Below are 13,157 nucleotides of genomic sequence, written 5' to 3'. Positions count from 1 at the left end.
GGGTTCAGGTCCACGCCGACGCGGCCACGGATCGAGCCGTTGATGCCCTGCTTGGCGGTCAGGCCGTTGTGCTTGGAATCGACGCCCGAGTAGTTCAGGTCGGCTTCGCCGCCGTAAACCAGCTGGCCGTTCTGCATGTTGTAGCCGCCGTAGATGCCGCCGCCCATGCCGTTGGCCTTGGCGTCGCCCTGGCGCTGGAAGTCACCGCGCTGCCAGCTGGCAGTACCACCGGCGTAAGCGCCGGCCCAGTTGCCCGAGGCGACCGGCTCGACATATTCCGAGGCCGGAGCCTGCGGAACTTCGTCGATGGCGTCAGCTGCGTGAGCAGCCTGGAAAGCAACCATCGAAACGGTGGAAGCGATGAGGGTGGCGATGAGTGTACGCATGATATTCTCCTTTACTAAACGACGCCCTCTCTTGGGAGGCTGTCGGGCGTCGTCATTTCCAATTCAGTCCCGCCCGGTTGAGGGGAAATTGAATAAAGATTGAGGAAATGAAAGAGCCAAAATGTGAAATCATTGTGGCACAGCCATGGCACAATTTGGATGTGACTTTTAGGCACCAGGTAAATCATTAACCATAATTTCAACAACCGAAGAAAACGGTAAAATATACTTCAAATTACTTTGAAGTGCCTTTTGCGGTTAATTTTTCCGCAACCAATTGTCATGGGGAGTTTAAGCCTGCGCTGGGATGTCTATATCTTGGGCCGGTTAATCAAATGAATCGGCAGGACGGACAGTTCTTGAACAAACCCACGAAAACGGCCCTTGTGACGGGCGGCGCAAAACGCATCGGCAAGGCCATCGTGGAGGATCTCGCCGCACACGGCTTTGCCGTCGCCATCCATGCAAACACGGCCGTCGATGAGGCGGAGGCATTAGCAACCGCCCTTCGGGAACGCGGCCAGACGGCGTTCGTGGTGCAATGCGACCTAGCCGACGGCGCCGCGACGGCAAAGCTTGTCGACAAGGCAGCCTCAGCCCTCGGCCCGCTGAACCTCCTCGTCAACAATGCCTCGCTGTTCAAGCCGGATACGGTCACCGCCTTCGACGATGATTTGTGGGACCGGCATTTCGCCGTGCATGTGAAGGCACCGTCGATCCTGGCGCGCGACTTCGTGCGGCAATTGCCGGACGATGCGGCCGGCTCCATCGTCAATATCGTCGACCAGCGCGTCTGGAACCCGACGCCGCGCTATTATTCCTACACGCTCTCCAAATCCGCCCTTTGGATGGCGACGCGCACCATGGCGCAAAGCTTTGCGCCGCGCGTGCGCGTCAATGCCATCGGCCCCGGCCCCTCCCTGCCGAACGAGCGGCAGGACGACGCCGATTTCCAGGCGCAGGTCTCCGGTCTGATCCTGCGCCGCGCCCCCGATCTCGAGGAATTCGGCCGCACAGTTCGCTTTTTGTTCGACACGCCGTCCATAACGGGGCAAATGATAGCGCTCGATGGCGGGCAGCATCTCGCCTGGGAAACACCCGATGTCAGGGGAATAGCGGAATGAACGGCCGGAAGGTGGAGGATGGCGGCATCCTCTACGACGAAAACGAGACGGACGAGGACGACGAGCTGCAGGAAAGCCCGGCGACGGGCAGCAGCGCGCCCGCCGTCGCAACACCCGGCATCGACTGGAACGAAGGCGGCGACCTGCCCGAGGGCGTCACCGGCGCTGATCTGATCCAGCATTTCGTCAACCGCCTGCCCAACAGTCCCGGCGTCTATCGCATGTTCAATGCCGATGGTGACGTGCTCTATGTCGGCAAGGCGCGCAGCCTCAAGAAGCGCGTCTCGAACTACGCCCAGGGCCGCGTGCATTCCAACCGTCTTACCCAGATGGTGCGCCAGACGGCGAACATGGAATTCGTGACGACGCGCACGGAAACCGAGGCGCTGTTGCTCGAGGCCAACCTGATCAAGCGCCTGCGCCCGCGCTTCAACGTGCTTCTGCGCGACGACAAGTCGTTCCCCTATATCCTGCTGACCGGCGACACCCGCGCGCCGGCGATCTTCAAGCATCGTGGCGCGCGCAGCCGCAAGGGTGATTATTTCGGCCCCTTCGCCTCGGCCGGCGCCGTTGGCCGCACCATCAACTCGCTGCAACGCGCCTTCCTGTTGCGCACCTGTACCGACAGCGTTTTCGAAAGCCGCACGCGCCCCTGCCTGCTCTACCAGATCAAGCGCTGTTCCGGCCCCTGCACCCACGAGATCCGTGACGCCGACTATGCCGAACTGGTGCAGGAGGCGAAGGACTTTCTCTCGGGAAAAAGCCAGAAGGTGAAGGCGCATATGGCCGAGGCGATGAATGCCGCGGCCGAAGACCTCGATTTCGAGCGCGCCGCCGTCTATCGCGACCGGCTGGCGGCGCTTTCCCATGTCCAGAGCCATCAGGGTATCAACCCGGCCGGCGTGGAAGAGGCCGATATCTTTGCCATCCACCACGAGGGCGGCATTTCCTGCATCCAGGTGTTCTTCTTCCGCACCGGGCAGAACTGGGGCAACCGCGCCTATTTCCCGAAGGCCGATCCGCAGCTTTCCGGCGCGGAGGTGCTCAACGCCTTCCTCGCGCAGTTCTACGACGACAAGCCCTGCCCCCGGCAAATCCTCTTGTCGGAGATGGTGGAGGAGATCGATCTTCTGGCGGAGGCGCTCTCCGAGCGCTCGAACTACAAGGTGACGATTTCGGTGCCGCAGCGCGGCGAGAAGAAAGATCTCGTCGACCACGTGGTCGCCAATGCCCGCGAGGCGCATGGCCGCAAGCTGGCGGAAACCGCATCGCAATCGCGCCTGCTGGAGGGCTTTGCCGCGACCTTCAAGTTGCCCACCGTGCCGCGCCGCATCGAGATCTACGACAACTCGCACATCATGGGCACAAATGCCGTCGGCGGCATGGTGGTGGCGGGGCCGGAAGGCTTCGTGAAGAGCCAGTACCGCAAGTTCAACATCAAATCGACGGACATCACGCCCGGCGACGACTTCGGCATGATGAAGGAAGTGATGACCCGGCGCTTCTCCCGCCTGATGAAGGAAGAGGGCCTGCCGAACCGCACGGCCGACCAGAGCACGGACGCCGCCGACCAGCCCTTCCCGGCCTGGCCCGACGTTATCCTCATCGACGGCGGCCAGGGCCAGATGACGGCGGTGCGCGCGATCCTTGAGGAGCTCGGCATCACCGACCAGGTCGTTGCCATCGGCGTCGCCAAGGGCGCCGACCGCGAGGCCGGGCGCGAGCGCTTCTTCATGCGCGGCATTCCCGACTTCTCGCTGCCCCCGCGCGATCCCGTGCTCTATTTTGTGCAGCGTCTGCGCGACGAGGCGCACCGCTTCGCGATCGGCTCGCACCGGGCAAGGCGCAAGAAGGAGATGGTCAAAAACCCGCTCGACGAGATCGGCGGCATCGGCCCGACGCGCAAGCGCGCCCTCCTCCAGCATTTCGGCACCGCCAAGGCCGTCTCCCGCGCTGCCATGGTGGACCTCATGGCCGTATCGGGCATTTCCGAGAGCGTCGCGCGGATCGTTTACAACCATTTTCATGACGATGCAGCGGGTTGAAAACCTTAGCTCAAGGAAACAGGGCGCTGAAGCTCTCCAGCGCCCTGTTTCGCGAGCCTCGGCATACAGCAGGCCATCCCTAAAGAATGAAGTCGCCCTTTAGCAGTGCGATCGCAGAGCCGAGTTCTATAGCGAAGTCGGCCTTCCCGTTACCGTCCACATCGCCATAAACATAGGTCCCGGCCGCTTTCTTGTCGAAGCGCAATTCACCGGCCTTGCCCGAGAAACCCTTGGAACCGATGAAAGCGAAAGCGTCGTTCTTCGAGGTTGCAGATATCGCATCGACGCCGGAAAGATCGATGCGGTCGCCTTGCGTCTGCGAAAAATCAAAGATGGTGTCACGACCAGAAGCGGCGACGGTCGAGTCTTTTAGCGACGTGAAGACAAAGGTGTCCTTGCCGGTGCCGCCATAGAGGTCATCGGCGCCCAGGGCGCCGGTAATCTTGTCGGCCCCCTCTTTGCCTTTCAGAACATTGTCTCCGCCATTGCCGACAATGATGTTGGAGAGCTTGTTGCCGGTCCCCTTGCTGTCAGCGGTCCCTGTCAAAATCAGATTTTCGAGGTTGTCGAAAAGCTCTGTCAAGCCAGCGTAAGACGATAGGACGGAGTCGTTCCCCTCGTTTGCCTGCTCAAAAGTATAGTCGTATTTGCTGCTGACGATATAAGTGTCATCACCTCCACCTCCATAGGCTTTGTCCGGCCCTCCGTCGCCCGAGAGCACATCGTCTCCGTTTGCACCATAGAGTTCATCCGCACCTGATCCGCCGTGTAGTACGTCATCACGCCGGCTCCCGAAGATCGTATCGTCCGCGGCCTTTCCATACACCGTTGAACCGTATGCGCTTGCAAACAAGGTATCTTCTCCCTGCGTTCCGGCAACCGTTGCAGCCCTACCGGTGAAGAAGACGAAATCGTTGGCGTCGAGGGCTCTGATCGCTATGCCTTGCAGGGTGACACTGTGCGACGCACCTCCGAACCGCGTTTCAAATGAAGCGTCACCGTAGTTGTCCACTTCAAGAATATTCAAAAGCTGACTAAAGCTGGAGACGCCGTAGCTCCTGACATCAATGCGATCCTTGCCGGTTTCGAAGCCCCTGATCGTGTCTTCGCTGCCGCTCTGGAGATTGTTGATGCGCTCGGCCGTTACGAATGTATCGGCGCCGATACCGCCGATAAGCTCGTTAACCCCTAAGCCGCCCTCGAGGATCGAGCCGTTGTTGGTCGCAAACAGCCGATCGCCGAGCTTCGTTCCTAGGATTTCACGGGCGTTGCCGGTATAGAAAATGAAATCGCCTGCACTTAGCGCCGACTTATGCACGCCTTTCAGCATCACGGCGTAAACATTGTCATTAAAGGTCGCCCTGAAAGACGTACTGCCGGACGGTTGGCTCAGGATGAGTTGGAGTTGACTGAAACTCGCTATGCCATAGCCCGAGACATCAATCTTATCGACGCCCGGCGTGAAATCGTTGATTGTGATATCTTCGAGAAAATAACTAACCTCACTACGTTGTGAAGTTACGAAAAGATCGCCCCCAGCGCCACCGGTCACTGCATCGTAACCGCCACCGCCATGAATAACATCGTTCCCCTCTCCACCGAGAAGCTTGTCACTAAATCTCCCCCCATACAGCGTGTCGTTGCCGGTGCCGCCATCGACCCATGATTGAGGTTGCCCTCCCCGAAACGTGTCGTTGCCCGCCCCAAGCTTGATGACGTGCGAGGATCTATCAAAATCCTGAAGTCCCGTAAGATCGAAATTGTCATTCCCTGACGTTCCGGACAAATGGTATTTCTGCAGGTAAAACCCTTGAATTCGCGTGGCCGCATTGAGAATAAGCTCGGAGACGACAACATCGCCCTGCAGCCAGAGATCCTTGATCCCCTCCCCCTTCGCAAGCGCCGTGATTACATCATATCTGCCACCTGGGATTTCGGCGAATGTCTCATCGGGCGCAATTGTGAAAATGGCCATATGGAAGTGCAACCTTTTGTCGAGTAACGGCGGATAAATCAATACTATAACGCGTTCCCAGCAATCAAGAGGCTTCGTGAAACAATCCTTGCGCAACAGACTCTTGCGGAGATACCGCAGACAGCTTGCCTTCGCCCAACCGGCAAAAAGGCGCCTTTTAGGCGCCAACATTTTTAATGATTAGTCGTCGGACCGGGGCAAGGAATCACTTCAAGGAAACGGCTTTCAAGAAGACAATCGGCGGCCTTGAAACCGGTATGAGTGCGCGGCCAATCGACGCCTACCTCGACAATTGCCCGCAATTCAGCCGAGTACCGTAAAATCGCCAAGAATTGCCGGAAACAAAGGTTGACGGCGGTGTCACAAAGACCTCATCTAGCCCAAACTGATCGAGATTTAAGATTCCATGGCTTCCCGCGCATACAATATCCCGAACCTGCTCACCTACGCCCGCATCGTGGCCGTACCGTTGATCGTGCTCTGCTTTTTCGTGGAAGGGCGGCTCGAATCGTCGGATTTCGCGCGCTGGACGGCCTTCTGGCTGTTTGCCGCCGCCTCGATCACCGATTATCTCGACGGCTATCTCGCCCGTATCTGGAACCAGACGTCGAATATCGGCCGCATGCTGGACCCGATCGCCGACAAGCTGCTGGTCGCCTCCGTGCTGCTGCTGATGGCCGCCGACGGCACCATTGCCGGCTGGACGATCTGGGCGGCGATCATCATTCTGTGCCGCGAAATGCTCGTCTCGGGCCTGCGTGAATATCTCGCGGACCTCAAGGTCAGCGTGCCCGTGACGCGCATCGCCAAGTGGAAGACGACGATCCAGATGCTGGCCATCGGCTTCCTGCTCGCCGGCCCGGCCGGGGAGAAGATCCTGCCTTACACGACCGAGATCGGCATCACCCTGCTTTGGATCGCAGCCCTCATCACCATGTATACCGGCTACGACTATTTCCGCGCCGGCCTGAAGCACATCGTGGACGATTGAGATGACGAAGCTCGTCTATTTCGCCTGGGTGCGCGAACGGATCGGCAAGGGTGAGGAGGACATCGATCTTCCCGCCGACGTCAGGACCGGCACCGATCTGCTGCGCCACCTGAAGTCGCTCGGCGACGAATATGCCCATGCGCTCGAGCATGAGAAGGTGATCCGCATCGCTATCAACCAGGAGCATGTCGAGCACGACGAGCCGATCACCGGTGCGCGTGAGATCGCCCTTTTTCCGCCGATGACGGGGGGCTGAACCGTGGCCGGCGGCGTTTCGGCTCCGGTCACCGTGCGCGTCCAAAAGGATGATTTCGACGCCGAGGCCGAGGCTGCCCGCCTCACCGAGGGCCGGGCGGATGCCGGCGCCGTCGTCAGCTTCGTCGGCCTCTGCCGCGATGAGGGCGGCCGCCTCGCCGCCCTGGAGCTAGAACACTATCCCGGCATGGCCGAGGCCGAGATCGGCCGCATCTGCCGGATCGCCATCGAGCGTTTCTCGCTGCTCGGCGTCACCGCCATCCACCGCGTCGGAAAGATCGCGCCGGGCGCCAATATCGTGCTCGTTGTAGCCGCCGCGCCCCACCGCCACGCCGCCTTCGACGGCGCATCCTTCGTCATGGACTACCTGAAGACCTCTGCCCCCTTCTGGAAGAAGGAGCATTTTGCCGACGGTTCCGAAGGCGGCTGGGTCGATGCCAAGGAGAGCGACGACCGGGCACGGGAAAAATGGGCTTAAGGCACCGGTCTCTCACGGCGGAAAATCACCAGAAGCAGGACCAGCGCGGAAAAGATCACCAGATCCCGCCACAGGAAATCGCCATAGGCGCTCCACAGCGTCTCGGCGAGGCCCATGGCCGCGCCGCCGAGCGCGGAGAGAAGCGGCGCCCCCGCCCCGCCGATGGCGGCGATGAACAGCACCTTGACGCCGAAGACCAGCCCCGCGCCGAAATCCATGTTGCCGTAATAGGAAACGGCGAGGATGCCAGTGAGGCTGGCGATGAGCGCGGCCACGGCATAAGCAGAGAGATAGACCCCCGCCGTATCGACGCCGCAGAGCTCCGCCGCCTGCCGGTCCTCCGACACCGCCCGCCAGCGCCGGCCCCAGGCAGAGTGTGACAGAACAACGTAACCGACGGCGACGATGGCGAGCATGGCGGCAGTGTTGACGAGCTGGATGACCGTCAGCACGACGGGAAAGGCGGGGTCGTTCCAGAAGACGATGCGCGCATTGAGGAAGGGCGGCAGCCAGAGGCTGCGGGTATCGGAAGCCAGCCGCGCCGTCTCCATCAGCACCAGCACGACGCCGAGCGCGGCGACCACCACCGTATTGTCGGAGGAAAAGGCGAGCGGGCGCATGACATGGCGCCCCACCAAGAGCCCCGCGCCGACGCTGTAGAGCAGCGCCATGCCCGTCCCGAAGCCCAGCGCTGCAGGCAGCACCAGCCAGAGATGGCTCCAGCCGTAACCGGAAAACAGCACGAACATCTGGGCGGAAAAGGCAAACAGCGCGCCGTAGCCGATATCCGCCCGGCGCGTCACCGCAAAGGCGATGGAATAACCGAAGGCGAGCGCCGCATAGAGGGCGGCGACAGGCACGGCATTGGCGATCTGCTGGAGAAAATAGGCCATGGCGGTTCCGGGTTTACCGGCCCAAATATAACTGGCAAAATGGATTTTACCAGTTAGAATGTGGCATGACCTTTTCCTGGACCCCGCATCGTTTTTCCGGTGGCGCACTCGCGCTCGATGTTGCGAACTCCGTCGTGCTGCGCAACGATCCCACGCGCCGCATCGACCGTTTTGCCGATGCCGCCACGATGGACGCCTTTCCGGCCGGTGCGAACCGGCACGGCGGGGAACGGACGGTTTTGGGGCCGCTGGAACCCGTGGAGGAACAGGCGCGCGCCGGACTGGTGCGGCTGCGCGAGGCGATCGACCGGCATTTTCGGGCCGAAGCGCTTGGCGAGACAAGGCCGGCGCTGCTGGCCGATCTGCTCGACGCCATTTCCGCGACGCTCAGGCTATCGGGCGAGCGGCCGCGGGCACTCGACACCGCCACGGCCCATTCCGCGCTGATGCTGCTGTCGCGGCCGGAGCCGGAGCGGCTGAAAATCTGCCCGAACTGCAACTGGCTGTTTCTCGACCGCAGCCGCAACCGCTCGCGCGCCTGGTGCGACATGGCCGTCTGCGGCAACCGCGTGAAGGCCAGCCGCCACTATCGCCGCAACCGCGAGGAGACCCAGCCATGACGAGAGCCCTTCTCATCGCATTTGCGCTTCTGCTTGCCCCGCTACTGGCCGCCTGCCAGCGCGAGACCGGCCCGGACCCGCTGAAGCTCACCGGCAAGATGTTCGTCTTCAACTATCGCCTCGCCTATGCGACCTACATGGTGACGCTGGAGCAGACTGAGCCGCTGCCCGAAGGCTCCATCGTGAAGGCCGAATTCGAAAACCCGGCCGGCGGGGCGCCGCTGACGCTGGAGCGCAAGATCTTCCCCAACCTGCCGCGCGTGGTGCTGGAAAGCCCTGATGTGACCTGCGTGAAGAAGAACCAGCCCTACAAGGTTGCGATTTCGCTTCTCGGCCCGGATGGCGACACGTTGCAGGCGCTGGAAACCCAGGTGACGTCCGATCTCGACCAGAGCATCCTGCCCGAAAAGGCGCTGGTCGTCGGCCCGGCCTATGACAAGAACCCCGAGGTTTTCAAGGACGGCAAGGCGCCGGCGCATTTCGAAACGGCAAAATGCGCCGCCTAAGCGAATATTCGCGTCCTCTTATGCGTCCCGCCTGAAACGGTTTTCGGGAGGATGGTCGCATGCGGTTCCTGCCTGCCTTGGTGCTCGGTTTCACGATGTTTTCCGCCGCGGCCCAGGCCGAGGAACCGGCCGCCTGCAAGGGACAAAGCGCCATCCTCGCCCTTTCGGATGCGGTCCTGACGGGCCGGGACAAGCTGCCGCGTCTGAGGGCACGCGGTTTCGGCGCGGAGGCCGCCTATCTGAAGATCCGCTACGGCAAGCTTTCCATGGAGGATGCCGCCGGCCTTGCCCATGGGCTGCGCGATGCCGGCGTGCGCGAGGCTATCGACCTTGCCGGCGCCATCGATGCGGCGCGGGGCGGCTATGATGCGCTCAAGGTGAGCGATCCCGTACAGCTCAATGGCCTGATCTCTACCTTGCGGGCGATCCTCCAGGCGGGAGACGGCGAAAAGCTGTTCGCCGCCATCGCCGGCCTGCCGCCTGCACGACAGACGTCCCTCCTTGGAAGCATCGTGCCCGCCATCGTCGACTGGCCGGACGCGGAGAAGGCCAAGCTCGCCGCATCGGCGGGCCGCCACAGGCTGTTTTTCGTGCAGGCGGGCCTTGCCGCCAGCCAGCGTGATGCAAATGCCTGGCCGGTCTTCGTCGCCGGCTTCGCCGACCAGTCCATGATCCCGGACCTGACCCGCATGTGGAGCTGGGCGCCGGCTCTGGTCGGAAGACCAGCCCTGCCGCGCATCCCGCTGCCGGATGTCGAGACGCAGGCCGGGCAGAAGAGCCTTCACACGGTAACGGTTGCGGCGGCGCAGGAGCCGGAGCGCGATTTCCTGATGACCTATCTGAACCAGACAGGCAGTATCGCGCCCGCCGAGAAGGCGGCGCAGGCCGTGCTGGCCGAAATCGCGGCGGGACACATCAAGCCCGACGGCCTGCTCGATACGGCCTGGCTCACGGCTTACAGGGTCCTGCGGGAAAACGAGTCCAACCCGGCCGTGGTCGACAGCACGCTCGAAAGCATCGACGTCCATATGCGCGCCGTCGGCGACGTTTCGGTCCGCGACGTGATCGACCGGGTGATTGCCATCGATACGCTTACGCCCTACCTCACCGGCAAGAGCGCCGATTTGCCCGAGATGCCCAAGGACATCAGCGCAAAATTCCAGGGCAAATGGCCGCTGTGGACGGAGCTTGCGGCATCGATCAAATCCTCGCCGCCGGCCTCTTTCGCGAAGGACGAGACAAAAGCCCCCATCGTGGCGGAACTGCTGTTTGCGGCGGGCGATCCGGCCCGCCTCGCCGATTTCGTGCTGGCGGTCGAACCGCCGGAATTGAAGCTGGCACTTGCGACGGATTTCGCGATGCGGCTCGACCGGACCTGCGCCAGCGTGCTGTCCCACCCGGCCGAAGCGCTGACGCTGGCAGGGCAGCCGATCTTCAAATTCGACGTCCGGAAATGAAGAAACCGGAGCCTTTCGGCCCCGGTTTCCCAATCATATCAAAGCTGTACGGCCTCGGCCGGACAGATTGATTCAGCCGACGATTTCGGTGTCGGAGAACCAGTACTTGATTTCCTGGGCAGCGGTTTCCGGGGCGTCGGAGCCGTGAACCGAGTTTTCGCCGATCGACAGGGCGTGCGTCTTGCGGATCGTGCCTTCGTCGGCATTGGCCGGGTTGGTGGCGCCCATGATTTCGCGGTTCTTGAGGATCGCGTTCTCGCCTTCGAGAACCTGGACGATCGTCGGGCCGGAGGTCATGCCTTCAACCAGTTCGCCGAAGAAGGGGCGTTCCTTGTGCACGGCGTAGAAGCCTTCGGCTTCGCGCTTGCTCATCCAGACGCGCTTGGAAGCAACGACGCGCAGGCCCGCATCTTCCAGCATCTTGGTGATGGCGCCGGTCAGGTTGCGCTTCGTCGCGTCCGGCTTGATCATCGAAAAGGTGCGTTCAATCGCCATTTTCCCGTTTCCCTTTGGTTTTCCGGTGAAAGTGGCGGTTCAATAGCCGCCAACGCCCCGCAAAACAAGGGGGGCGCGGCTTTTGGCGCGAGCAAGGTCAAACTTTCACGCCGCCGTCACACGCCGGCCGACGCCGCCATGGAGATCGAGGCATCGGGCAAACCACAGCGCGACCGGATCGTCCTCCTCCAGCACCTTGGTGCCGGCCGTCGTGCGCAGCCATTGCAGCGCGCCGAAGACGATATAGTCCGGGAAGAGCGGGCCTTCGCCGCCGATGAAAGGCTGGATCTTCAGCATGGTGCGCAGCGGCTGCAATTTCCTGGCAAAGTCCTCGACGTCCGCCTTGCCGGCCGCTGCGACATCCTCGAGCGACGCGCCGAGGCGCGCCTCGCGGCTGCGCCGGAAATAGGCCCGGTCGGCCTCGCCGAGCAGGTTGTGAATGTCGAGAATGGCGATGCGGGTGATCGCCATATGCAGGGTGGATTGCGACCAGTTCTCGATGAAGCGCGCCATCGCCTGGCCGCCCGCGCCGCCGAACAGCGAGGGACGGTCGGGATAGGCCTCGTCGAGGTAGAGCGCGATGGCGAAACTGTCGCCGACCAGCCTGTCGCCATCCCGCAGCAATGGCACCGTCGCCGTACTACCGTTCTCGATGCCGGGGATTTCGGTAAAGCCCACCGGCACCGTGTCATGGTCGAGGCCCTTATGGGCGAGCGACATCACGGTCTTCCAGACATGGGGTGAAAACTGGCGGTCCTTGTCGGCGCCGGCCAGCGCATAGAGCAATCGGGTCATGACATCCTCGTTCTGGTTCGGCGGCATTGGAGCGCAGGCCGGCCATGAGCGCAAATCAGATAATTTCATGGATGGCATCAGCGCCGCCGATATGTGCATCCGCTATAGTTTCGACCAAATCACGGAGATACCGATGCTCGATCACTACCGCATGTTCGCCGCCTACAATGCCTGGGCAAACCGCACCCTCTACGAGGCCGTCGGCACGCTCGATGACGACGCCTACCGCAAGAACCTCGGTGCCTTCTTCGGCTCGCTGCACGGCACCTTGAATCATATCCTGTGCGCCGACCGCATCTGGCTCAAGCGCTTTACCGGCACGGGCGAAGCCCCGACCAGCCTCGACACGATCCTCCACGACGACTTTGCCGGTCTCTGGACCGCCCGCCAGGTGGAAGACGCGCGCCTTGCCGCCTATATCGACAGGCTCAGCGAGGCGCAGATCGCAAGCGACTTCACCTACACGCCCGTGACGAATCCGACCCCCGTCACCCACCCGCTCGGCCCCGCCCTCACCCACGTCTTCAACCACCAGACCCACCATCGCGGACAATGCCACGGGCTGCTGACGGCGCTGGGCGGGCCGAGCCTGACGCTGGACATGATCTATTTCGTGCGCACGGAAGGGTCTGCTTTTTTGCACAATGGAAGTTGAGCAGACTGTCATTTTCCTGCAATAGTCGTGAAACAGTCCTACGCTATTGGACCTGATGGCGTCGGCTTGGAAGACTGTCCGGCTGTCACCCAGGTGACAGTCAGCGGCAACGGACGGTGAAATAGTCGCTGTCATTGGAGGCAACGCCGAACGGCGGGCTTCACCTGAGAGAGGGATGAAAGATGGCAAGAAGCAACGAGGAATGGGCAGCCCTGCTCGGCAGCACGCTGTGCAAGATGGCACGCGTCTACGGCACCGATGCCCCGAACGCCTACCTGCCGGAAGAATGCTATCCGGTGATCGAAAAGACCTTCGACGTGGCACTGGAGCAGGCGCGCGCCGAAGGTTATGCAGCCGCGATGCGTGACCTGCAGCAGCAAGCCCGCGCAACCCGAACTGCCGCAACCCGGCAGCGACCTTCCGTCATCGGCCAGCTCATGCGCTCCTTCGCGCTGACACGGCATCTCGCATGACATCGGCGG

General features: G+C 61.9%; 15 protein-coding genes. 10 read left to right on the top strand and 5 right to left on the bottom strand.

Features of this window, described 5'->3' with window-relative positions:
• Positions 1-386 (bottom strand): outer membrane protein (locus ACOZKU_RS23490; RefSeq protein ID WP_421580912.1); only part of this gene is annotated, 386 nt, incomplete at its 3' end.
• A gap of 359 nt (positions 387-745) precedes the next feature.
• Here ACOZKU_RS23490 and ACOZKU_RS23485 point away from each other — a divergent pair.
• Both ACOZKU_RS23485 and uvrC read left to right on the top strand, forming a co-directional pair.
• Complete coding sequence (locus tag ACOZKU_RS23485; protein ID WP_421580911.1) at positions 746-1,510, top strand: SDR family oxidoreductase; 765 nt, start codon at positions 746-748, stop codon at positions 1,508-1,510.
• Positions 1,507-3,555, top strand: coding sequence for an excinuclease ABC subunit UvrC (gene uvrC / locus ACOZKU_RS23480; protein WP_421580910.1), 2,049 nt, complete (start codon positions 1,507-1,509; stop codon positions 3,553-3,555). Before ACOZKU_RS23485 ends, uvrC begins: the two co-directional genes overlap by 4 nt.
• A 79-nt stretch (positions 3,556-3,634) precedes the next feature.
• Here uvrC and ACOZKU_RS23475 read toward each other — a convergent pair whose 3' ends face one another.
• Positions 3,635-5,530 carry a calcium-binding protein gene (locus tag ACOZKU_RS23475; RefSeq protein WP_421580909.1) on the bottom strand — a complete coding sequence of 632 codons (1,896 nt, stop codon included), beginning with the start codon at positions 5,528-5,530 and terminating at the stop codon, positions 3,635-3,637.
• Between the two features lie 406 nt (positions 5,531-5,936).
• Here ACOZKU_RS23475 and pgsA point away from each other — a divergent pair, with 406 nt between their 5' ends.
• From pgsA to ACOZKU_RS23460, 3 genes are read left to right on the top strand one after another with little or no spacing between them, the layout of a single operon-like run.
• Entirely contained in the window at positions 5,937-6,521 is a 585-nt protein-coding gene (pgsA, locus tag ACOZKU_RS23470; protein WP_314087986.1) for a CDP-diacylglycerol--glycerol-3-phosphate 3-phosphatidyltransferase, read from the top strand.
• A 1-nt stretch (position 6,522) separates the two neighbouring features.
• Positions 6,523-6,777, top strand: a complete 255-nt coding sequence (moaD, locus tag ACOZKU_RS23465) for a molybdopterin converting factor subunit 1 (protein ID WP_421580908.1) — start codon at positions 6,523-6,525, stop codon at positions 6,775-6,777.
• A gap of 3 nt (positions 6,778-6,780) precedes the next feature.
• Positions 6,781-7,254: a molybdenum cofactor biosynthesis protein MoaE gene (locus tag ACOZKU_RS23460; RefSeq protein WP_421580907.1), complete on the top strand. Its 474-nt coding sequence runs from the start codon at positions 6,781-6,783 to the stop codon at positions 7,252-7,254.
• On the opposite strand, the gene ACOZKU_RS23455 is transcribed toward ACOZKU_RS23460, so the two are convergent.
• Positions 7,251-8,147, bottom strand: coding sequence for a branched-chain amino acid ABC transporter permease (locus ACOZKU_RS23455; protein WP_421580906.1), 897 nt, complete (start codon positions 8,145-8,147; stop codon positions 7,251-7,253). The genes ACOZKU_RS23460 and ACOZKU_RS23455 overlap by 4 nt on opposite strands.
• 65 nt (positions 8,148-8,212) lie before the next feature.
• Here ACOZKU_RS23455 and ACOZKU_RS23450 point away from each other — a divergent pair, with 65 nt between their 5' ends.
• The 3 genes from ACOZKU_RS23450 to ACOZKU_RS23440 are packed head-to-tail and all read left to right on the top strand — an operon-like array spanning position 8,213 to position 10,730.
• Complete coding sequence (locus ACOZKU_RS23450) at positions 8,213-8,767, top strand: CGNR zinc finger domain-containing protein (RefSeq protein ID WP_421580905.1); 555 nt, start codon at positions 8,213-8,215, stop codon at positions 8,765-8,767.
• Positions 8,764-9,273, top strand: a complete 510-nt coding sequence (locus ACOZKU_RS23445; RefSeq protein ID WP_421580904.1) for a hypothetical protein — start codon at positions 8,764-8,766, stop codon at positions 9,271-9,273. Before ACOZKU_RS23450 ends, ACOZKU_RS23445 begins: the two co-directional genes overlap by 4 nt.
• 59 nt (positions 9,274-9,332) lie before the next feature.
• On the top strand, positions 9,333-10,730 hold the full coding sequence (locus tag ACOZKU_RS23440) for a hypothetical protein (protein WP_421580903.1): 1,398 nt from the start codon (positions 9,333-9,335) through the stop codon (positions 10,728-10,730).
• A gap of 72 nt (positions 10,731-10,802) precedes the next feature.
• Here the strand turns inward: ACOZKU_RS23440 and ndk are convergent, their stop codons facing one another.
• Both ndk and ACOZKU_RS23430 read right to left on the bottom strand, forming a co-directional pair.
• Positions 10,803-11,225, bottom strand: coding sequence for a nucleoside-diphosphate kinase (gene ndk / locus ACOZKU_RS23435; protein ID WP_028736091.1), 423 nt, complete (start codon positions 11,223-11,225; stop codon positions 10,803-10,805).
• A 105-nt stretch (positions 11,226-11,330) separates the two neighbouring features.
• Positions 11,331-12,020 (bottom strand): glutathione S-transferase family protein, encoded by a 690-nt coding sequence (locus ACOZKU_RS23430; protein WP_421580902.1) that lies wholly within the window; start codon positions 12,018-12,020, stop codon positions 11,331-11,333.
• Between the two features lie 133 nt (positions 12,021-12,153).
• Here ACOZKU_RS23430 and ACOZKU_RS23425 point away from each other — a divergent pair, with 133 nt between their 5' ends.
• Both ACOZKU_RS23425 and ACOZKU_RS23420 read left to right on the top strand, forming a co-directional pair.
• Positions 12,154-12,675 carry a DinB family protein gene (locus ACOZKU_RS23425; RefSeq protein WP_421580914.1) on the top strand — a complete coding sequence of 174 codons (522 nt, stop codon included), beginning with the start codon at positions 12,154-12,156 and terminating at the stop codon, positions 12,673-12,675.
• A 182-nt stretch (positions 12,676-12,857) separates the two neighbouring features.
• Positions 12,858-13,148, top strand: coding sequence for a hypothetical protein (locus ACOZKU_RS23420; RefSeq protein ID WP_314087961.1), 291 nt, complete (start codon positions 12,858-12,860; stop codon positions 13,146-13,148).
• The last annotated feature ends 9 nt before the right edge of the window (positions 13,149-13,157 follow it).

The organism is Shinella sp. M31 (genome assembly GCF_049199205.1).
Lineage (GTDB): Bacteria > Pseudomonadota > Alphaproteobacteria > Rhizobiales > Rhizobiaceae > Shinella.
This window is presented reverse-complemented; position numbering and strand designations above follow the sequence as displayed.